The organism is Amycolatopsis sp. NPDC024027, assembly GCF_040638975.1.
Classification (GTDB): domain Bacteria; phylum Actinomycetota; class Actinomycetes; order Mycobacteriales; family Pseudonocardiaceae; genus Amycolatopsis.
This window is the reverse complement of record NZ_JBEZYY010000009.1, coordinates 67,424-87,561: the sequence shown is the minus strand read 5'-3', so window position 1 is coordinate 87,561 and position 20,138 is coordinate 67,424. Positions and strand designations below refer to the sequence as shown.

Annotated in this window: 21 protein-coding genes and 1 pseudogene; 10 read left to right on the top strand and 12 right to left on the bottom strand. The window is 72.1% G+C overall.

Going from position 1 to position 20,138, the window contains the following annotated elements; all coding sequences use genetic code 11:
• Position 1 precedes the first annotated feature (1 nt).
• The 4 genes from AB0F52_RS22740 (at position 2) to AB0F52_RS22725 (ending at position 3,106) form a co-directional block, all read left to right on the top strand.
• Positions 2–670 (top strand): TetR/AcrR family transcriptional regulator C-terminal domain-containing protein, encoded by a 669-nt coding sequence (locus AB0F52_RS22740; protein ID WP_360174244.1) that lies wholly within the window; start codon positions 2–4, stop codon positions 668–670.
• A gap of 56 nt (positions 671–726) precedes the next feature.
• Positions 727–1,536: an alpha/beta hydrolase gene (locus AB0F52_RS22735; protein ID WP_360174241.1), complete on the top strand. Its 810-nt coding sequence runs from the start codon at positions 727–729 to the stop codon at positions 1,534–1,536.
• Positions 1,537–1,598: 62 nt separating this feature from the next.
• A complete protein-coding gene (locus tag AB0F52_RS22730) occupies positions 1,599–2,765 on the top strand; it encodes a SpoIIE family protein phosphatase (protein ID WP_360174238.1) in 1,167 nt (388 codons plus the stop codon).
• On the top strand, positions 2,762–3,106 hold the full coding sequence (locus AB0F52_RS22725; RefSeq protein ID WP_360174235.1) for an STAS domain-containing protein: 345 nt from the start codon (positions 2,762–2,764) through the stop codon (positions 3,104–3,106). Before AB0F52_RS22730 ends, AB0F52_RS22725 begins: the two co-directional genes overlap by 4 nt.
• Positions 3,107–3,143: 37 nt before the next feature.
• Here AB0F52_RS22725 and dapA read toward each other — a convergent pair whose 3' ends face one another.
• A complete protein-coding gene (gene dapA, locus AB0F52_RS22720) occupies positions 3,144–3,980 on the bottom strand; it encodes a 4-hydroxy-tetrahydrodipicolinate synthase (protein ID WP_360174232.1) in 837 nt (278 codons plus the stop codon).
• Between the two features lie 72 nt (positions 3,981–4,052).
• On the opposite strand from dapA, the gene AB0F52_RS22715 reads away from it, so the two are divergent.
• On the top strand, positions 4,053–4,994 hold the full coding sequence (locus tag AB0F52_RS22715; RefSeq protein WP_360174229.1) for a LysR substrate-binding domain-containing protein: 942 nt from the start codon (positions 4,053–4,055) through the stop codon (positions 4,992–4,994).
• Here AB0F52_RS22715 and AB0F52_RS22710 read toward each other — a convergent pair.
• Complete coding sequence (locus tag AB0F52_RS22710; protein WP_360174226.1) at positions 4,948–5,673, bottom strand: class I SAM-dependent methyltransferase; 726 nt, start codon at positions 5,671–5,673, stop codon at positions 4,948–4,950. The two genes, AB0F52_RS22715 and AB0F52_RS22710, sit on opposite strands and share 47 nt — an antisense overlap.
• Before the next feature lie 95 nt (positions 5,674–5,768).
• On the opposite strand from AB0F52_RS22710, the gene AB0F52_RS22705 reads away from it, so the two are divergent.
• Both AB0F52_RS22705 and glmS read left to right on the top strand, forming a co-directional pair.
• A complete protein-coding gene (locus tag AB0F52_RS22705) occupies positions 5,769–6,041 on the top strand; it encodes a hypothetical protein (protein WP_360174223.1) in 273 nt (90 codons plus the stop codon).
• 13 nt (positions 6,042–6,054) lie between these two features.
• Complete coding sequence (gene glmS / locus AB0F52_RS22700; RefSeq protein WP_360174220.1) at positions 6,055–7,878, top strand: glutamine--fructose-6-phosphate transaminase (isomerizing); 1,824 nt, start codon at positions 6,055–6,057, stop codon at positions 7,876–7,878.
• A gap of 3 nt (positions 7,879–7,881) precedes the next feature.
• Here glmS and AB0F52_RS22695 read toward each other — a convergent pair whose 3' ends face one another.
• The 8 genes and pseudogenes from AB0F52_RS22695 to AB0F52_RS22660 all read right to left on the bottom strand — a co-directional run bounded on the left by AB0F52_RS22695 (position 7,882) and on the right by AB0F52_RS22660 (position 14,439).
• A complete protein-coding gene (locus AB0F52_RS22695) occupies positions 7,882–9,294 on the bottom strand; it encodes a BNR repeat-containing protein (RefSeq protein ID WP_360174217.1) in 1,413 nt (470 codons plus the stop codon).
• A gap of 303 nt (positions 9,295–9,597) precedes the next feature.
• Positions 9,598–9,893 (bottom strand): annotated as a pseudogene (locus AB0F52_RS22690) (IS701 family transposase); the annotation flags it as partial.
• A 216-nt stretch (positions 9,894–10,109) separates the two neighbouring features.
• Complete coding sequence (locus AB0F52_RS22685; RefSeq protein ID WP_360174214.1) at positions 10,110–11,285, bottom strand: FAD-dependent oxidoreductase; 1,176 nt, start codon at positions 11,283–11,285, stop codon at positions 10,110–10,112.
• Positions 11,282–11,482, bottom strand: coding sequence for a ferredoxin (locus AB0F52_RS22680; RefSeq protein ID WP_285985589.1), 201 nt, complete (start codon positions 11,480–11,482; stop codon positions 11,282–11,284). Before AB0F52_RS22680 ends, AB0F52_RS22685 begins: the two co-directional genes overlap by 4 nt.
• Positions 11,483–11,502: 20 nt before the next feature.
• The gene (locus AB0F52_RS22675) at positions 11,503–12,123 is read right to left on the bottom strand and encodes a TetR family transcriptional regulator (RefSeq protein ID WP_360174211.1); all 621 of its coding nucleotides are present in this window, start codon (positions 12,121–12,123) and stop codon (positions 11,503–11,505) included.
• Positions 12,120–13,328 (bottom strand): cytochrome P450, encoded by a 1,209-nt coding sequence (locus AB0F52_RS22670; protein WP_360174208.1) that lies wholly within the window; start codon positions 13,326–13,328, stop codon positions 12,120–12,122. The genes AB0F52_RS22675 and AB0F52_RS22670 overlap by 4 nt, the downstream gene beginning before the upstream one ends.
• 107 nt (positions 13,329–13,435) lie before the next feature.
• Positions 13,436–13,870, bottom strand: a complete 435-nt coding sequence (locus AB0F52_RS22665) for a pyridoxamine 5'-phosphate oxidase family protein (RefSeq protein WP_360174205.1) — start codon at positions 13,868–13,870, stop codon at positions 13,436–13,438.
• Positions 13,867–14,439 carry a TetR/AcrR family transcriptional regulator gene (locus AB0F52_RS22660; RefSeq protein ID WP_360174202.1) on the bottom strand — a complete coding sequence of 191 codons (573 nt, stop codon included), beginning with the start codon at positions 14,437–14,439 and terminating at the stop codon, positions 13,867–13,869. The genes AB0F52_RS22665 and AB0F52_RS22660 overlap by 4 nt, the downstream gene beginning before the upstream one ends.
• An 87-nt stretch (positions 14,440–14,526) precedes the next feature.
• Here AB0F52_RS22660 and AB0F52_RS22655 point away from each other — a divergent pair, with 87 nt between their 5' ends.
• Positions 14,527–15,549 (top strand): aldo/keto reductase, encoded by a 1,023-nt coding sequence (locus tag AB0F52_RS22655; protein WP_360174199.1) that lies wholly within the window; start codon positions 14,527–14,529, stop codon positions 15,547–15,549.
• Positions 15,546–16,403 (top strand): LLM class flavin-dependent oxidoreductase, encoded by an 858-nt coding sequence (locus AB0F52_RS22650; RefSeq protein WP_360174196.1) that lies wholly within the window; start codon positions 15,546–15,548, stop codon positions 16,401–16,403. Before AB0F52_RS22655 ends, AB0F52_RS22650 begins: the two co-directional genes overlap by 4 nt.
• A 756-nt stretch (positions 16,404–17,159) precedes the next feature.
• On the opposite strand, the gene AB0F52_RS22645 is transcribed toward AB0F52_RS22650, so the two are convergent.
• Positions 17,160–17,576 carry a MarR family transcriptional regulator gene (locus tag AB0F52_RS22645; RefSeq protein WP_360174193.1) on the bottom strand — a complete coding sequence of 139 codons (417 nt, stop codon included), beginning with the start codon at positions 17,574–17,576 and terminating at the stop codon, positions 17,160–17,162.
• Between the two features lie 53 nt (positions 17,577–17,629).
• Here AB0F52_RS22645 and AB0F52_RS22640 point away from each other — a divergent pair, with 53 nt between their 5' ends.
• Positions 17,630–18,040, top strand: coding sequence for an SRPBCC family protein (locus AB0F52_RS22640; RefSeq protein WP_360174190.1), 411 nt, complete (start codon positions 17,630–17,632; stop codon positions 18,038–18,040).
• Here the strand turns inward: AB0F52_RS22640 and AB0F52_RS22635 are convergent.
• On the bottom strand, positions 18,037–20,070 hold the full coding sequence (locus tag AB0F52_RS22635; protein WP_360174187.1) for a cellulose binding domain-containing protein: 2,034 nt from the start codon (positions 20,068–20,070) through the stop codon (positions 18,037–18,039). The genes AB0F52_RS22640 and AB0F52_RS22635 overlap by 4 nt on opposite strands.
• Positions 20,071–20,138: the final 68 nt, after the last annotated feature.

Below are 20,138 nucleotides of genomic sequence, written 5' to 3'. Positions count from 1 at the left end.
CATGCCACGCCTCATCTGGCACCACCCGGAGCCGCCGGGCCGGAAGAACGCCCTGACCCGCGCGTCGGTCGTGCGCGCGGCCATCGAAGTCGCCGACACCGGCGGGGTCGCCGCCCTGACCATGCGGGCGGTGGCGGACGCACTCGGCGTCTCGGCGCCGATGTCGCTGTACCGGTACGTCTTGAACAAGGACGGCCTGGTCGACCTGATGCTCGACGAGGTGTCGGCCGAGGTCGCGGTGCCCGCGGCCCCGAGCGGCGACTGGCGCGGCGACCTGCGCGGGCTCGCCACCAGCCTGTGGGCGATGATCGGCCGGCACCGCTGGTACGCCGAGCTCGTGGACGGCCGGCCGCCGTTCGGCCCCCGCACCCTGCGCCGCGCCGCCTTCCTGCTGACGGTCCTCGACGGCGCGGGCCTCGCACCGGCCGTCGCCTACGCCTCGCTGCTGGACAACTACGTCACCGGGACGGCGATGAGCGTCAGCCGCGAGCTGGTGATGCTCGAGCGGTTCGGCATCGGCTCGACCGAGGACCTGGAGGCGTACGCGGGCGAGATGGCCGACGACTCGCTCGCCGCCTGGCTCCCGGACCTGCCGGACCTGACGGCGGACGCCCGCTTCGAGCTCGGCCTGGACTGCCTGCTCGACGGCTTCGCCCAGCGCCTGCGGTGAGCTCGAAGCCGCCGGCACCCGCGCTCAGCCCACGGCGGCGCCGGGTGGGTGGCAGGATGTGCGCGGTGAGCATGCGCGCCAGGAACAACGTGACCGTCACCGGCCGGGAAGACGGCCCCACCGTCCTGCTCGCCCACGGTTTCGGCTGTGACCAGAACCTGTGGCGCCTCGTCGTCCCCGAACTCGCGCGGCGGTACCGGGTCGTGCTGTTCGACCACACCGGCGCCGGGCGCTCGGACCTGGCCGCCTGGACGCCCGAGCGCTACGGCAGCCTCGACGGCTACGCCGACGACGTCCTGGCCATCTGCCACGAGCTGGACCTGCGAGACGTCGTGCTGGTGGGCCACTCGGTCAGCGCGATGATCGCGGTGCTGGCCGCCAACCGGGAACCGGAGCGGTTCGCGAAGCTGGTGCTGCTCACGCCGTCCCCCTGCTACCTCGACGACGACGGTTACCGCGGCGGGTTCAGCCGCGAAGACATCGACGAGCTGCTCGCCTCGCTCGAATCGAACTACCTGGGCTGGTCGGCGACGATGGCGCCGGTGATCATGGGCAACCCGGACCGGCCGGAGCTGGGCGAGGAGCTGACGAACAGCTTCTGCCGCACCGATCCCGCGATCGCGCGCGTCTTCGCCCGGGTGACGTTCCTCTCCGACAACCGGGCCGATCTGGCGAAGGTCGCCGTGCCGACGCTCGTGCTCGAATGCTCGAACGACGCCATCGCGCCACCCGAGGTGGGGCGGTTCACCCACGAGCAGATCAGCGGCAGCACCCTGGTGACGCTGGCCGCGACCGGGCACTGCCCCCAGCTCAGCGCGCCGGAGGCGACGGCCGACGCGATCACGGCGTTCGTGGGCGGGCCATGATGTGCGAAGACCACCCGGGCCCGGGTGGTCAGGAAAGCGCCGCACCGGAATTCTCGGCCTTGTTGGAGGACAGCGCGGAAGACCTCTACGAGCACGCCCCCTGCGGGTACCTCTCGACACTGCTGGACGGCACGATCGCGAAGATCAACGCGACGCTGCTCGGCTGGCTCGGCTACGACCGCGACGACGTCGTGGGCCGGCGCCGGTTCGCCGATCTGCTCACCGTCGGCGGCCGGATCTACCACGAGACGCACTTCGCGCCGCTCCTGCGCATGCAGGGTCAGCTCGGCGGGGTCGCCTTCGAGCTGAAGGCCGCGGACGGGAGCCGGCTGCCGGTGCTGGTGACCTCGACGGTCAAGACCGGCTCCGGCGGGCAGGCGCAGCTGATCCGGACCACGATCTTCGACGCGCGCGACCGGCGGGCCTACGAGCAGGAACTGCTGCGGGCGCGCGAAGAAGCCGAGCGCGAACGCGACCGGGTGCAGCGGCTCGCGCGGACGCTGCAGCAGACCCTGCTGCCGCCCACCCTGGCGGAGGTGCCCGGGGTGCAGGTCGCCGCCTACTACCACCCGGCGTCGGCCGACGAGGTCGGCGGCGACTTCTACGACCTGTTCCCGCTGACCGGCGACACGTGGGGGTTCTTCCTCGGCGACGTGTCCGGGAAGGGCGCCGCCGCGGCCGTGGTGACGTCGCTGGCGCGCTACACGCTGCGCGCCGCCGCGGTGCACGACCCGGACCCGGCCACCGTGCTGGCTCACCTCAACACCGTGCTGCACCGTGAGTACCGCGGCCCGGACCCGCGCTACTGCACCGTCATCCAGGGCCACCTCCGGCCCGGCGACGGCGGCGCGGCGATCACCCTGGCCACCGGCGGCCACCCGCCGGCGCTGCTGATCCGCGCCGACGGCACGTCCGCGTTCCTGCCCGTCCCGGGCGGCCAGCTGGTGGGCGCGCTGCCCCGCGCGTGCTTCGCCGCCGTGGACGTCTTCCTGACCCCGGGCGACACCCTGCTGCTGTACACCGACGGGTTGACCGAAGCCCGCGCGCAGGGCCGCGTCCGCTACAGCGAAGAACAGCTGCAGGAGCACCTGACCGGCCTGGCGCCGACGACGGCACCGGCGGTGATCACGGCGGTCACCGGCCTGCTCGCCGGCTTCGGCGAAGGTGTCGAGGACGACACGGCCCTGCTCGCGCTGAGCATCCCGCTTCCCGGAGGTGAACGACCGTGACCGGCACCCCGTTCTCCGTCGCGACGCGCACCACCGGAGCCGGCGCGGTGGTGACCGTCGAGGGAGAGCTCGACGTGGCCACCGCACCGCGCCTGCGTGCCGAGGTGGCCGCGCTCGTCCTGAAGCCCGGTCAGGTGCTGGTCGTGGACCTGGCCGGAGTGACGTTCTGCGACTCCAGCGGAATCTCCGCGCTCATCGCGGCCCGCAACGTCGCCGAGGCGGCCGGAGCGGCCGTCGCGCTGGCCGCCCTCCCGGCCCGGCTGAGCCGGACGTTCGGGCTGATCGGCCTCGCGGACTTCTTCCCCACGTACCCGAGCGCCGAAGACGCCTTCAGAGACTGACGATCCGAAGACGATTGCCGACCGGACGGCGGGCTGATCAGGCGGTCTGCGCTTCGACCAGCGGGAGCCGCACGCTCGCGTGCGGGATGATCCCGAGGTCCGCCAGGGCGGCTTTGGCGTTCGCCGCGCCCGTGCCGGCGCGCATCAGGCGGTCCGTCAACGGGATCAGCTCCTCGTTGATCGCGCGCGCCCGCTCGAGGTCGCCGGCGCGGACGGTGCGGATGAGGTCGGCGGTGCGCCCGGCGGCCACGTTGGCCACGACGCTGACCAGGCCCGCGGCGCCGCACGCGAGGTAGGGCAGGTTGAGCTCGTCGATGCCGCAGTAGTACGCCAGCGACGTCCGGGACATGACCGTCATCGCTTCGGACAGGTCGCCCTTGGCGTCCTTGACCGCCCGGATCCGCGGGTGGCCGGCCAGTTCGATCAGGGTCGCCGGCGTCATCGCGAGGCCGGTGCGCGCGGGGACGTCGTAGAGCATCACCGGCAGCTCGGTGGCGTCCGCCACGGCCCGGCAGTGGGCGAGCACCCCGGCCTGCGTCGGCCGCGAGTAGTAGGGGCAGACGAGCAGCAGGGCGCCGGCGCCGGCCGCCTCGGCTTCGCGGGCGCGGCGGACGCTCGTCGCCGTGTCATGGGTGCCGACCCCGGCGATCACCCGCGCGCGGCCTCCGGTCCGGGCCACCACCGCCCGGATCAGGCCGGCGGACTCGGCGCCGGACAGCGTCGGGGACTCGCCGGTGGTGCCGCCGACGACGAGGCCGTCGCACCCGGTGGCCAGCAGGTGTTCGACGAGCCGGGCGAGGCCGGGTTCGCAGAGCGCGCCGCCGGGCTGCATGGGAGTCACCATCGCGACGAGGTTGGCGCCGAATTCGGTCATGTCCTGACCTTGCCCAGCGCGTCTGCTGCGGTCCAGCGATGCTTTTTTGCGGGTATTGCGTAGCCTCGCTTCATGATCGAGGTGGGTGCGCTGCGGGCGTTGCGGGCGGTGGCGGCACTGGGGACGCTGGCCCGGGCGGCCGAGGAGCTCGGGTTCACGGCGTCGGCGGTGTCGCAGCAGATCAAGCGGCTGGAACGCCGGATCGGGGTACCGGTGCTGGCACCGGCGGGCCGCGGGGTGGTGCTGACCCCGGCCGGGCAGGCGATCGCCGACTCGGCGCCCGAGGTGTTCCAGGCGCTGGAACGCTGCGCCGAAGCGGCCCGGTCGGTGTCGGCGGCCGCACCGCGCGGCACGCTGCGGGTGGTGGCGTTTTCGACGGCCATCCGCGGCCTGCTCGCCCCGGTCGTGCCCCGGCTGGCGGCGCGGTGCCCGGAGCTGCGCGTGGAGCTCACGGAACAGGACCCCGGCGAGGCGTTGCACAGCGTCGGCGCGGGAACGGCGGACCTGGCGCTCGTCCACGACGCCGACGGGTTGCTGCCGGCGCCGCTGCCGCCATCGCTGGTGCGGCGCTGGGTGCACACGGACCTCGGCGACGTGGTGATGAGCCGCGCGCACCCGCTGGCCCGGCTCGACGCGCCGCTCGACGAGGCCGCGCTGGCCGGGCACGCGTGGGTGACCAGCCCGCCGGGAACCGTGTGCCACCAGTGGTTCCGGCGGTTGTTCGCGCAGGCTCAGCCGGACGTGCGCCACTCGGTGGACGACTTCGCGACGCAGCTGTCGCTGGTGGTTCCGGGCGAAGTGGTGGCGTTGATCCCGCGGCTCGCGCGGCCACCGTTGGGCGACGGCTTGGTGGCGCGGCCGTTGCGGCGGCCGCCGAAGCGGGAGGTGCACGCGGTGTGGCGGCGCAGTGCGGAGGCGAGCCCGGCGATCCGGGCGGTGCTGGCCGAACTCGGCCCGGCCGACGCGATCAGGGCAGCCGGTACACCGAAACGTGCGATCGCGACTCCGCCGTGAACTCCGCGCCGGTCCAATCCGCGTGCCGGGACTCCAGCTCGAAGCCGCCCAGCCGGCCCATCAGGTCGAGCTCGGCCGGCCAGATGTAGCGCTGGGGACAGCGGCTCACCCTCGCCCGCCGCCCCGAACCGAACGTGAAGTGGTGGGACACCAGGTGCTGGCGCACGGTGTCGTAAGTGTCCACCCCGGCGTACCCGTCTTCGGCCCGGAACACCAGGCCGTCCTGCCCCGGCGGGAGCCGCCGCAGTTCGGGGATGCCGAGCTCGATCACGAACCGCCCGCCCGGGTCCAGGTGCCGGGCGGCGTTGCGGAAGCAGGCCACCTGCTCGTCCTGGGTCAGCAGGTTCGAGATCGTGTTGTACACGAGGTAGACCAGCGAAAACCGGCCCGGCGCGGTGGCCGTCGCCATGTCACCGGCGACCACCGGGATCGCGGCCTTGGCCCGCAGCCGGTCCAGCATCGGCTCGGACAGTTCGATGCCGGTGACGGAAACTCCGCGCTCGGCGAGCGGGACGGCTATCCGCCCGGTGCCGATGGCGAACTCCAGCGCCCGCCCGCCGTCCGCCAGCGCGGCCAGGCGCTCCACCGCGGGTCCGACGACTTCGGGGGCGAACATGCCGCTGCCGGGGGTGTCGTACCGCTCGGCCGTTTCGGCGTCCCAGATCTCGTCTTGTCGCACGTCCTCCACCCTGGTCCGAAGCCGCGGAAACTGTCCAACCAATTAAGACTTGCCCGATTTCGGGCAAGAATTTGGGGTTCACCGCGCGAAGAGGCATGATGACCCGCGTGGAGGACACCGACATCGTCGAGCGCGTGGCCGCGTCCACCGGGCTGCCGCCCGGGGTCGCCGCCCGGGTCGTCGACGACGTCCTGGCCTTCTACCGGACTCCCACCGAGGACTACGTGCGCCACCGGCACGCCGAGCTGCAGGGCCAGGGCCGGAAGAACCCCGAGATCTTCCCGCTGATCGCCGCCGAGCTCCGTGGCCGGCTGGTGGCCGCGCCGGTCCTCTCCGAGCGGCAGCTGCGCCGCATCGTCTACGGCTAGGAAGAGGTTCGCCATGTGCGGGATCGTCGGCTACATCGGCGGCCAGAACGCCGCCCCCATCCTGCTCGAGGGCCTGACCCGGCTCGAGTACCGCGGGTACGACTCGGCGGGCATCGCCGTCCTCGGCGCCAAGGGCGGCACCCAGGTCCACCGGGTCGTCGGCCGGGTGCGCAACCTCACCGCGGCGCTGCCCAAGCGGCTCGCCGGGAAGGCCGGCATCGGGCACACGCGCTGGGCCACGCACGGACCCGCGTCGGAAGCCAACGCCCACCCGCACACGTCCGAAGACGGCCGGATCAGCGTCGTCCACAACGGCATCATCGACAACGCCGACACGCTGCGCGCCCAGCTCGCCGACGCCGGCGTCACCCTCACCTCCGAGACCGACACCGAGGTCCTCGCCCACCTGATCGCGCGTTCGACCGCCGAAAACCTCGAGGACGCCGTCGTGGAGGCGGTCTCGCGGATCACCGGCACCTACGCGATCGCCGTCACCGACAGCGCGCACCCGGACCGCCTGGTCATCGCGCGCAACGGCTCGCCACTGATCATCGGCGTCGGCGAGCGGGAGATGTTCGTCGCCAGCGACCTCGCCGCGCTCGTCCGGCACACCTCGCAGGTCGCCCACCTCGACGACGGCGAGTTCGCGACCGTCTTCGCCACCGGCTACCGCACCTTCACCGTCGACGAGAGCGACACGACCAAGCCCGCCACCGAGATCGACATCGACGCCGAGGACCTCGACCTGGGCGGCTACCCGCACTACATGGCCAAGGAGATCCAGGAACAGCCCGAATCCGTCGAGCGGATCATCCGCGGCCGGCTGGACGACCGGTTCGGCGTCGCCCGCCTGGACGGCCTCAACCTGACGCCGCGGGAGCTGCGCGGCTTCGCCCGCGTGAAGATCCTCGGCTGCGGCTCGGCCTACTACGTCGGCCAGATCGGCGCGACGATGATCGAGGAGCTGGCGAGGATCCCGGCCGACGCCGAAGCCGCGTCGGAGTTCCGCTACCGCAACCCGATCATCGAAGCCGACACGCTCTACATCGCGGTCAGCCAGTCCGGCGAGACGATCGACACCGCCTTCGCCGTCGAGGAGATCAAGCGCAAGGGCGGCCGGGTCGTCGGCCTGGTCAACGTCGTCGGCTCGACGATCGCCCGCGCCTGCGAAGGCGGCGTCTACCTGCACGCCGGCCCGGAGATCGCGGTCGCCTCGACCAAGGCGCTGACCAACATGGCCGTCGGGTTCGCGCTGATCGCGCTGGCCCTCGGCCGGGTGCGCGATCTGTCCAATGCGGACGGTCAGCGGATCATCGACGCGATCCGCGCGCTGCCCGGCCAGATCAAGTCCATCCTGGACTTCGAGCCGGAGATCGCCGAGCACGCGAAAACCGTCGCCGCCGCGAAGAGCCTCTTCTTCGTCGGCCGGGTCCGCGGCTTCCCGGTGGCCCGGGAGGGCGCGCAGAAGTTCAAGGAGATCTCCTACCGCCACGCCGAGGCGTACCAGACCTCCGAGCTCAAGCACGGCCCGCTCGCGCTGATCGACGAAGCACTCCCGACGGTCGCCATCGTGCCGTCGGACGAGCTGACCGGGCGCAACCTGGCCGCGGTCCAGCAGATCAAGGCCCGCGGCGGCGCGGTACTGGCGGTGACCCACGCGAACGTCGACTTCGGCGAACTGGACGTCCCGCGGATCGTCGTGCCCAAGACCGAGCCGGAGCTCGACCCGATCCTGCTGACCATCCCGCTGCAGCTGCTCGCCTACCACGCCGCGCTGACTCTGGGCTACGACATCGACAAGCCGCGCAACCTGGCCAAGTCCGTCACCGTGGAGTGACGGTCAGCCCAGGCGGAAGTCGGCCACCCGGATCGGCGACGGCGTCGTCCCGCTCGACACCTGCTGGTACATCACGGAGAGCACGCCGTCGGTGGCCAGCCGCGAGTCGTCGACGTCGACCTCGCCGAAAGCGCGCAAGTCCGGGCTGTACACCGTCTTCCAGTCGGTCCAGCCGCTCGCCTTGGTGGCCGCGACGATCCGCCCGTACGGCATGACGAGGTAGGCGTTGTCGGCGCGGTCGAAGACCAGCTTCGTCCGCTGGGTGGACTCGGGCGCGACCGGCACTTCGCGCTTGGTCCAGCTGCCGTCGGCCGCCCGGCTGAGGAAGAAGGTCCGGCCGTCCTGCTTGCGCTGCGCGGAGTAGTTCGTGACGCACTGGGTGAACCGGCCGGGCACGTAGCTGATCACCGCGTGCGGCTGCCCCGCGGAGTCGACGGCCTGGCTCTCCTGGTTCATCAGCGCGTGGTCGACGCCGAGCGGGTCGACGACCGTGCCCGGCGAAGACACGGCCACCGACGTGCCGCCCGTCGTCGCGACGACGGTGCCGGCGTTGTTCCGCCAGGTCCGGCCGCGGTCGTCGCTGTAGACGTAGCCGGTGTCGTGGTTGGCCAGCCCGCCGGAGTTGCAGAGCACCCCGGAATTGCCTTCACGCCAGGTGAACGTGCTGTGCAGCCGGCCGCCGGGTCCGTAGGTGATGCCGTGCAGGTACATGTTGCGGGTCGTGCTGGTCACGCCGTTGCCCGACGTCCACGAGCCGGTCGCCGACGACCACTTGCCGAGCTTGCGCCAACTGCCCCCGCTGTACTCCGCGAGCTCGTTGGTGCCGTTGCCCGACGCCCCGGTCCGGTAGCTGAGCTGCAGCTTCCGCTCCGGCGTGACGACGAACTGCGGGTACGTGATCGCGCCGAGGTCGACGCCGTTCAGCGTGCGCTGCACCGCCCCGAACGCCGAGGACGTCCAGGCGTGCGAAGCGGGCGCGGACAGCAGCCCGGCCACCGACTCGACGTAGTAGACCTGGTTGCCGTGCGTGTCCATGGCCACGTGCAGCCGGCCGTCGTCGGCCGAGACGCCCATCGAAATGACGTTGTGCGAGTCGTCCACGGACAGCTTGTGCGGCAGCGCGACGGTCTGCCACGCGCCGGCGCCCCCGGCCCGCCGGGCGACCACGGCGCTGCGGTCCGCGGTGTACCAGGCCGCGTACTGGTAGCCCGCGTAGCCGAAGATCCCGCTCTGCTGGAAGGAGTCGTTGTTCACCAGCCCGTCGTAGGAGACAAAGTACAGCGCCTTCGCGTCGAGCTGGGTGTCGGCGATCTTGACCACGGAGACGGCCGCCTCGGCGGGCGCGGCGGGCAGCAGCGGCAGGGCCGCGGCCACCAGCACGCCGAGGATCCTGGAAAGCGCTCTCTTCGTGGCCATGGCGCACCCTTCCCGCGGTGTTGACGCGAACCAGGATCGGCCGCCGCCGCACCGCCGTCAACCGACGGATGGGGGGTTTCGGCTAGGGCCGCAACGGCAGTCAGGTGAGTGGGTAGCCGCGGCGTTTGTAGTGGCTGAGCCGGGCTTGGTGTTGTCGTCGGCGGCGCCAGCGGGACCAGGCCCAGACGCGGCGGGCGGTGTCGGTGGCGCGCAAGACCAACTTGGTGAGCAGGCGCCGGATCTCCGGTGGCGTGAACCGATCATGCCCGGCTCAGCGACGTCGTTCCCCTTTGTGACAAGGAATCGAGAGACGGCGAGCCAGGCGTGGGCAAGCATGGACAGGGCGAGTGGGGCATACCACGCTCGCCAGGACCGGACCTGATATTGATCGAGTCAAGCTTCGTTCTCGGCTTGCTGGAAGCACTCCTCGATCCGCCGGCGAGCCCCGGCGATCCGGGCCAGATCCAGCAGCGTCGAGCGGCGAGGTCCGCAGTAGGCGATCTCGGTCGGGTTTGAGAGCGAGCGGCGGGCGAGCAGCCAGTGCCCACGCCCGGCCTGCCAGCGATCCGGATCGGCACCCGCGCCCAGTCATACTCGCGGCTGATGAGCTGATCGCGGAGTTGCCCGCTCGGGCGTGGCGGCGGTTGTCGGCCGGGGCCGGGGCGCACGGGCCACGTACTCCCTAGCCCGATTCCGCTGTTCAGACCGTCCGAACCGGCCCGCGATCCGCTCATGCACCCGGTCCAGCTGATCCATCACCACATCGACCACCACCAGGATGATCTACCACCACACCGCCAACCGCCGTTGCAGTACTAGGGCCGCCCGGCCAGAACCGCACCGGCGATGTCCTGGCGCCGCAGCCGGGCCTGCTTGGGCATGTTCCAGCCGAGCACACCGGTGACGGCGCCCCCGCGGCGGTACTGCGCCACGAACCGGCCCTCACCCGGGTCACCCTCCACAACGGACACTTCGGCGTCCGCCGACAGCGTCCCGTGCACGTGGATCCGGGCGTCGAACTGGTGGGTCCAGAAGTAGGGCACCGGCGTGTACGGGCGGTCTTCGCCCAGAATGTTCCCCGCGACGGCGACCGCCTGTTCGGTGGCGTTGGTCCGGTTTTCCAGCCGCAGCAGCACATCGAGGCCCTCGTGGTGCCAGCGGGCGACGTCTCCGGCCGCGTAGATGCCGTCCGCCGCCCGGCAGCGGGAGTCGCACACGACGCCGTTGTCGCACAGCACGCCGCTGCCCGCCAGCCACTCCGTCGCCGGTGCGGCCCCGAAGGCGACCACGACGACGTCGGCGGGCAGCACCTCGCCGGAGGCCAGCCGCACTCCCGCGACCCGGCCGTCGCCGGCGGCCAGCCCGGTGACCGCGGAACCGAGCCGCAGCTCGACACCGCGAGCGGCGTGCAGTCCGGCGAGCAGGCCCGCGGCGAAGGGGCCGAACTGGTAGGCCAGCGGCGCGGGCTGGGGGCCCGCGAGGGTGACCGGCACGCCCGCCGCGCACACGGTCGCGGCGATTTCCGCCCCGAGCACGCCGTCGCCGACGACCACCACCCGCTTGCCCGGCGCGAGGTCCGCGCGCAGGCCCAGCGTGTCGTCGAGGGTGCGCAGCACGTGGACGCCGGCGAGGCCGTCCTGCCCGGGCAGGGTGCGCGGCCGCAGCCCGGTGGCGAGCACGACCGCGTCCGCGGTCAGGGTCCGCCCGGCCGCGGTGTGGACGGTCCGCGCCCCGGCGTCCAGGCGCACCGCCGGGTCCCCGAGCACGAACTCGGTGTCCAATGCGGACAGTGCGGCCGGCGTCCGGAGCTGTGCCTGCTCGGGCGACCAGCTCCCGCCGAGGACCTGCTTGGACAGCGGCGGCCGGTCGTAGGGCAGGTGCGCCTCGGCACCCAGGACCGTCACGCGCCCGGCGTAACCCTTGCGGCGCAAGGATTCCACGGTCGCGAGCCCGGCGGCCGAGGAGCCGACGACCAGGACGTCGCCGGTCATCCCTGCTCGCTGACCGAAATCGCCACACCGGGGCACACGCTCGCCGCCTCGCGGACGACTCCGTGCAGTGCCTCGCCGGGGTGCTCGTCGAGCAGGATGACGATGCCGTCGTCGTCGCGCTGGTCGAACACGTCCGGGGCGAGCATGACGCAGGTGCCTGCCCCGCAGCACTTGGCTTCGTCCACAGTGACCTTCATGGCCGTTCCTTTCGTTCGGTTTACTTCGTGACCGGCGCGAGCCACAGCCCGGCCAGGACGTCGGTGAGGGCGGTGGCGGTGTCGCGCCAGCCGGCCGTCGGGGAGCCCGCGCCGTCGGCGAGGGCGCGTTCGCGCTCGGCCATCGCGTGCATCAGCACGAGCCGGGTGATGTCGTTGCGTTCGGCGCGGACCTCCCCGGGCAGCCCGGGCAGGCACCGGTAGAGCCCCGCGACGGTCCGGGCCAGCGACGGGGACGTCAGCGTCTCCTCGACGATGACCGCGCGCAGCGACGGCTCGGTCATCACCTGGGCGGCGAACCGGGCGAACCAGGTGGGCGTGCCCAGCCCGGCCAGGTGCTCGGTCGTCGGGTGCACCAGGCACCCGAGCCAGTCCCGCAGCTCCGCGTGGCCGTGGCCCAGCCGGCGCTCCCGCAGCCGTTCGATCGATCCGGCGTGCTTGCGGACGATGGCCCGCACCAGCTCGGCCCGGGTGCCGAAGTGGTAGCCGACGGCGGTGTTGTTCCCCTGCCCGGCCGCCTCGCTGATCTGCCGGTTGGAGACGGCCAGCACGCCGTGTTCGGCGTAGAGGCGTTCCGCCGCCACGAGGATCCGCTCCCGCGTCGCCCGCGCCCGGTCCGTCACCAGCGGACGGGCAGTTCCCGCAGGCCGCCGACCGCGAGCCCTTCGACCCGGCGCAGCTCGTCCGCCGGGACCGCGAGCTCCAGCGACGGCAGCTTGCGCAGCAGCACTTCCAGTACGACCTGCAGCTCGGTGCGGGCCAGCGGCTGCCCGAGGCACGCGTGCGCGCCGGCGCCGAAGGCCAGGTGCGGGTTCGGGCTGCGGGTCAGGTCCATTTCGGCGGCGTTCTCGAAGGCGCCTTCGTCCCGGTTGGCCGCGGCCATGCTGCACATCGCGGTGGTCCCGGCCGGCAGCACCGTGCCGCCGACCTCGAACTCCTCGGTGAGGTAACGCTGCATGCCCACGCCCGCGTTGGCGTCCGCTCGCAGCGCTTCCTCCACCGCCGTGCGCACCAGCGACGGGTCGGCCAGCAGCTGCTCCCACCGGCTCCGGTCGGCCAGCAGCATCGCCGTCATCTTCGCGATCATGTTCGCGGTGGTCTCGTGGCCGGCGATGAGCAGGCCGATGCCGGTGGCGGTCAGCATCGCGTCGGACCAGTCGACGCCCTCGGCGATCAGCGCGCTGAGGATGTCTTCGCCCGGCTCGGCCCGCTTGGCCGCGATGTGCGCGCCCATGTACCGGCCGAACTCCGCCTGCGCCGCGTCGAACTCCGCCTGGGTGTAGCGGGTCATGCTGAGCATGACGTCCGACCAGTGGGCGAACCGGTCGCGGTCGGTGTCCGGCACGCCGAGCATGTCGCAGATGACCCAGACCGGCAGCGGGAAGGCGAGGCCGGCCTTGAGGTCGCCGGGCGCGCCCTTCGCGACCAGCTCGTCGATGAGCTGCTCGGCCATCGCCGCCATGCCCGGCCGCAGCGCGTTCATCCGCTTGGCGGTGAACCACTTCCCCAGCAGGCGCCGCCACTTCAGGTGCGCTTCGCCGTGCTGCGGGAGCACGGTCGCCATCTCGCTGTTGAACACCCCGCCCGACTCGGTGTCCGCGACGCGGGCCGCGTTGTCCGACGGCGTCGGGCGGGTGAACCGCGGATCGGACAGGACGGTCTTGACGTCGTCGTAGCGGGTGATCAGGGCGGCTTCGTCCCCGCTGGCCAGCGCCACGCGCGCGACCGGGCACTTCTCCCGGAACTCGGCCCACTCGGCCGGCGGCGCCAGCGCGGTGGCGGCCTCGAACGGGAAACGCGGCAACGGGTCGGTGTGGCTGGGCGTCATCGCGGGCCTCTCGTTGGTGAATGTCCCCTGTCCCGAGCATGGCGATGATCCACGATTAAGTCAAGCAGTTGACTTAATCACTGGCCACCGGAGGGCGGGCTGGGCGACTACTCGCGCTCGACCTCGCGCAGACCGCCTTCCGGCGTCCACCACTCGACGACCAGCAGCGTCGCTGCCTCGTTCAGGTGGGTGTGGACGACCTCGGCGACGTCGGCCAGGAACCGCTCGCCGTCCTCGGTGCGTGCCCGCCCGGCGATCTTCGCCTCCCCCGGCCACTGCGCCTCGGCGCCCTCGACGGGGTCGACCGTGGCGCTGTGCAGCGCGAACCGCGGATCCCGCCGCAGGTCCGCACCCTTGCGCGCGTTCGGCATCGACCCGAAGGCCAGCTCACCGTCCTCGAAGACCGTTTCGATCCCCGAGATCCGCGGCGAGCCGTCGGCCCGCAGGGTCGCGATCGTCTTGTGCTTGTGCGCGTCGAACAGGGCCCGCACCCGCCGCGCGAACTCCGGCTCCGCCGCTTCGAACTCCCGCCACGCCGTCATGCGCCCATCGTGCCGCACCGCAGCCCGGCGACGAGGACTTTCACCATCCGGCGCGCGTCGTACCGGGGGTCGTCCGCGCCGATGCAGAGGTTGCCGACGCCGCGCATGAGGTCCAGGGGCGGCACCTCGGCCCGAATCTCGCCGGCCGCGGCGGCGGCGTCGAGCAGCTCGGCGCACACCGGCACCAGGCGGTCGAGGAAGTACGCGTGCAGCGACTCGAAGCCGGCGTTGTCGGACTGGAGCGCCCCGGCGAGCCCGTGCTTGGTCACCAGGAAGTCGACGAACAGGTCGATCCACCGCGCCAGCGCGGCGTACGGCGATTCACTGGCGGCCAGCAGCGCCGGGCCCGCCTCCGTACAGGCGTCCACCTGGTGCCGGAAGACGGCGATGACGAGGTCCGCGCGGGTCGGGAAGTGGCGGTAGATCGTGCCCATCCCGACCCCGGCCTTCGCCGCAATGTCCCGCACCGGCGCATCCACGCCGGACGCGACGAAGACCGCGGCCGCCGCGTCCAGCAGCGCCTTTTCGTTGCGCCGGGCATCCGCCCGCTTGGGCTTGCGCTCACCCACCGACCCCTCCTTGCTAAGCGGAGCAATGTTCCGTATCGTTAGCGGAGCAACGTTCCGTTTGCTCATCATGCCACGGAGGCACCCCCCATGCAGTACCGCACCTTGGGCCGCACCGGCGTCCAGGTCAGCACCCTCGCGCTGGGCGCGATGAACTTCGGCGCCATCGGGCGCGTCCCCCAGGACGAGGCCACCGCCATCGTCGACGCCGCGCTCGAAGCCGGGATCAACCTGGTCGACACCGCCGACATGTACGGCCAGGGCGAGTCGGAGGTGATCGTCGGCAAGGCGATCGCCGGCCGCCGCGACGACCTCGTGCTGGCCACGAAGGCGACCATGCCGATGGGCGAAGAGCGCAACCACCGAGGCAACTCGCGCCGCTGGCTGGTCCGCGCGCTCGAGGACAGCCTGCGCCGCCTCGACGTCGACCACGTCGACCTCTACCAGATCCACCGCTGGGACCCCACCACGAGCGACGAGGAAGCGCTTTCCGCGCTGACCGACCTGCAGCGCGCGGGCAAGATCCGGTACTTCGGGTCCTCGACGTTCCCCGCGTACCGCATCGTCCAGGCGCAGTGGGCCGCCCGCGAACACCGCCTCGGCCGGTACGTCACCGAGCAGCCGAGCTACTCGATCCTGCAGCGCGGCATCGAAGCCCACGTGCTGCCGGTGACCGAGGAGTACGGCATGGGCGTGCTGGCGTGGAGCCCGCTGGCTTCGGGCTGGCTGTCGGGCGCGGTCCGCGCGGGCCGGGAGATCACCACCAGCCGCGCGACGGTCGTGCCGGAGCGCTTCGACCTCGACGTCCCCGCCAACCGGGCCCGGCTCGACGCCGTCGAACAGCTGGCCAAGCTCGCCGAGCAGGCCGGGCTGACCCTGATCCAGCTCGCGCTCGGCTTCGTCACCGCGCACCCCGGCGTGACGAGCGCCCTCATCGGCCCCCGGACGCTCGATCACCTGCGCTCGCAGCTCGAAGCCGCCGGCACCGTGTTGTCCGCCGACGTCCTCGACGAGATCGACGCGATCGTCGCCCCGGGCACCGACCTGGCGCCGGGCGAGAAGTTCGACACGCCGCCGGCCCTGCTCGACCCGTCGCTGCGGCGGCGCCGATGAGGTTCGGCATCATGACCGCACCGATGCAGGTGGGGTACGAAGAAATCCTGCGCGTCTGGCGTGAAGCGGACACAGTGCCGGAGATCGAGCACGCGTGGCTGTTCGACCACCTGATGCCGATCGCCGGCGACCCGGACGGCCCGATCCTCGAAGGCTGGACACTGCTTTCGGCCCTCGCGGCCCAGACGTCCCGGCTGCGCATCGGCCTGTTGGTCACCAGCAACCGGTTCCGCCCACCGGCAATGCTGGCGAAGATCGCCACAACGGTCGACATCGTCTCCGGCGGCCGGCTCGACTTCGGCATCGGCGCGGGCTCCCGGCCGAGCCACCCGCTGGCGCGGCGCGAGTACGACGCGCACGGCCTGCCCTACCACGACCAGGCGGACGCGGTGGCGGCGCTGGCGGAGGCGTGCACGGTGATCCGTCGCTTGTGGACATCTCCGGAGCCGTTCGACTTCGCGGGGTCGCACGTCCGGCTGACCGGAGCATTCGCGAATCCCAAGCCGGTGCAGCGCCCACACCCGCCGATCATGATCGGCGGCCGGGCGAGCGCCACACTGCGGGTGGTCGCGGAGCACGCGAACCTGTGGAACATCCCGGGCGGCGGCGACATCGCGGATCTGGCGGGGCGCAGCCGCTTGCTGGACAAGTACTGCGCGGAGATCGGCCGCGACCCGGCAGAGATCACGCGGTCGATCTTCCTGCCGGTGGACTACGAGCGACCGGAGCTGACGCGGGGCAAGATCGCCGAGGCGGCGGAGGCCGGGTTCGGGCACTTCGTGCTCGGGTTGGGCAATCCATATCCCGAGGGAGTGGCGCAGTGGGTGGCGGACGAACTGATCCGCCGGCAGTGAGACCAAGCGGCACCCCCTGGCCTGAAAACAAAGGAGCGGGGTGGTCATCCCGTCGCCTGAGGCCGCAAAAATCACTTTGAGCCGGGCCCGCAACACAGAGCGCAGCGCGAGACGACAGCGCAAGCTTGCGGGCCCGGCTCAAAGTGATAGGCCTCAATCAGGCGACGGGATGACCACCCAGCGCCCCAAACACGCGAAGGTGGGAGACAAGCGCTCCGGGTGGCCATCCCAGAGCCTGCCCGTCCGGCGAGGACAGCTTTGTCCTACGGCGTTCGTTTACCGCGGTGGAGCGGCAGGGGCGGGCTCTGCCGCGGCTTCTACTACGGGCCCTACCGCGGCAGGGCGGGTCCGACCTCCCCCGCCCCTCCGGTGGGAGTTTCAGCCGCCGCCCAGGTTTGTCAAGGCGGGAAAGCGTGCCTTGACAAACCCGACCGTCGACTGAAGAGAAGGCTGGGATGAGGGGCGGGGGAGGTCTGGTGACGTCGTTGGTCCTCTTGCGCCGCCGGCCGGCGGTTCGCTTTCCGCTTGGGCCACCGGCCGTCAGTTCGCGCGTGGCCTGTGGACAGCCCTTGTGGAGGGCGCCGGTGTGTCGGTGCCCTCCGCTAGCGTGGAAATCGGGGGCTGCTCAGCCCCGGCCCCGTGCGGACCTTGCCGCGTGCTCCGCCAGTTCCTCGCCCCGGCGATCACCGGTCCTCGCCCCTGCGATCACCGGCCAGGCCGATCTGAGCGGTGGTTGCTGCCCGGCAGCCGCTGTCGTCAGGGCGAGTTGGCCAGGTGGGCCAAGGCCGACCGCAGCAGCCGGCGGGTCTCGGGCGGCAGCCCCGCCAGCTTGCGCTCCTCCACCTCGCGGATCGCGGCCCGGACCGCCGCGTGCCGCCGGGTTCCCTCCGGTGTCAGGCGGACCACCCGGGCGCGGCGGTCGGCCGGGTCCGGTTCGCGGGCCACCAGGCCCTCCGCTTCGAGCGCGTCGAGGAGGGCGATCAAGCGGGTCTTGTCGTAGCGGATCTGCTGGGCCAGCACCAGCTGGCTCGGCGCCGCTCCGGCGGCCAGGGCCGACAGCACGACGTACTGCCACATCGAGAGACCGTGCCGCTCCAGCACCGGCCGCTCGGCCTCGGCCAGGCCGCGGCCCGCCCCGGCGCAGAGGGCTCCGAGATCGTCGTCCTCGTTCACCGGCGGGATTTTACGCGTGGACAGATCGTACGCAGCTGCGTATCGTTTTCGCCATGACCTCCACACCTCTCGGACGCGCCGAAACCCGCACCATCTCCATCGCCACCCCGCCGGAGCGGGTCGTCGAATACCTGGCCGATCCGCGGCACATCCCCGAGTGGGCGCCGGGGTTCGCCACCGCGGTCGACCACGACCACGACGACATCTGGCGCGTCCAGACCGAAGGCGGCCCGCAGCGGGTGGCCGTGCGGGTCGCGGCCGACCACGGCGTCGTCGACGTCGTCAGCGCCGACGCCCCGCACCTCGGCCTGTTCACCCGCGTGGTGCCGAACCTGACCGGCGCCGAGCTGATCTTCAGCCTGTTCTTCCCCGACGGCACCGACCCGTCGGCGGTCGACGCGCAGATGGTGGTCGTCGGGGAAGAACTGCGGGCCGTGCGCGATCGCGTGGAGTCCGGTCGCTAGCCCGCCGCGCAGAGGACGCCGTTGAGGGTGAACGCCGTCGGCAGGATGTTCGGCCCGCTGTAGTCGGCCGTGAACCCGACGTCCACCCCCGCCGCCGGCGGGGCCGACGACGAGACCGTCACCGTCGTGCCGTTCTGCGCCCAGGTGCCGTTCCAGCCGCCGGTGAGCCGCTGCCGCGCGGTCGGCCAGCCGAACGTCAAGGTCCAGTCCCCCACCACCCCGGTGCCGGTGACGTGGATGGCGCCGACGAAGCCGCTCGCCCAGTCGTTGGTGTCGGTCATCCGGACCGTGCAGCTGCTCGCCGCCGGCGCGCCGGTCGTGAACGTCAACGGCGGGGAGGCCGCGGACACGTTCCCGGCGGTGTCCCGCGCCAGCACGTTGACCGTGTACCGGCTGCCCGGCACCAGGTTCGCGACGTCGAACGACGTCCCGGTCGTCTCGCCCCACTGTTCGCTCACCGCGCCCACCTGCCGGTAGACCTCGTACTTCGCGATCGGGTGGGCGCCGGGCGCGGCCGCGGGCCAGCTGATCGTCGCGGTCCGGTCGGTCGCCGTGCCGGCCGGCTGCCCGGGCGTCCCGGGCCCGGCGGCCGCGGCGGCCGCGGGGTGCAGCACCACCGTGGTCAGCGAATACGGCGGCAGCGTCTGGGAAGTGCTCGTCCCGGTCGTGGCGCCGCTGATCGCCGTCGCGCCGTTGGTGAAGGTGAACACCTGCGGCGCGGCGGCCGCCGGGGTGTAGCCCGCGTAGTCCAGGGTCACCGTCCTGGCCTGGTCCGGGTCCTTGTTGAGCAGCAGCACGGCGAGGTCGCCGTTCGGCCGCCGGACGGCGTGCGCGCCGACGAGCGGGTCGTCCGCGGCGGCCCGGACGTACTGGTCACCCGGGCGTGCGAAGGTGCTCAGCATCTTCAACCCGTAGTAGGGCGCGAACGGCGTGTTGAGCGCGGGCTCGCAGGCGCCGTCCTCGAGGCAGGTCGCGCTGGAGAGCAGGCCGGAGTCGCCGTAGTCCGGATAACCGGCCACAGTGGACAGTTTCGTCCCGCCGTTGTGCGTGTCCCACCAGTCGACGGTGAACACGCCGTTCTCCAGCAGCGAGCTGTAGGTGTCGGCGGCGAACAGGGCGCCGGGCTGGGTGTCCATGCCGACCGGCGTGTTGGTTTCGGTCATCGAGATGCCGATCCGGCCGGAGTTCGCGCCCGCGTACCGGGTGATCTGCTCGCGCGCCAGGTAGATCATGTCGGTGATCTGCTCCGGCTTGGCGAGGGCTTCCGCCGCCGTCGAGCCGCTGGGGTACCAGTGCAGGATGACGAAGTCGATGTGCGGGCCCGCGATCGACAGCACGGTCTGGTTCCAGGTGGCGGTGTCCCCGGCGCCGACGATGCCGTCCGGCCAGTTCGCCGGGGTCGTCAGCACGGCCCCGATCTTGACGCCCGGATCGGCGGCCTTCATCGCGTCGGCGTAGGCGACCACCCCGTTGGCGTAGGCGGCAGGGCTCTTGTCGGCGTGGTTGTCGGCTTCCCAGTTCGCCCCGTAGTGCCCGTTCCCGTAGAGCTCGTTGCCGATTTCCCAGTACTTGACGCCGTAACCCTTGGTCACGTTGGCGTACCGCACCCAGTCCGCGGCTTCCTCCGGCGTGCCGGTGCCGTAGTTGGCGATGATGATCGGCTGCGCCCCGGCTCGGCGCACGCCGCCCATGAAGGTGTCGAAATCGGTGTTCGGCGCCACGTACCCGCCCGGCGCGGTGTTGTCCTTCCAGTGGTAGATGTCGCCGTAGGAACCACCGGGGTACCGCATCGTGCGGACACCGGCGGCGCCGAACAGGTCGGCCACCTGGTCGGTCCCCAGCTGGCTGTCCCAGACCGCGTGGTTGATGCCGATCCCGGTGTCCGGCACGGTGGCCAGCCCGGCTCGGGCGTTGACGGTGACGGTCGCCGCGGGCGTGGTCGCCGCCCCGGCGGTACCGGTCGCCGGCACCGCCGCGGCGAGCACGGCGATCACCGGCCACGCTGCCCAGCGCAGACGTCGAGCTGTCATGAAGGTCCATCCTCACTCGTCGGGCACGAACGGATGACTGGGAGCGCTCTCAGGAGAGAACCACCGAG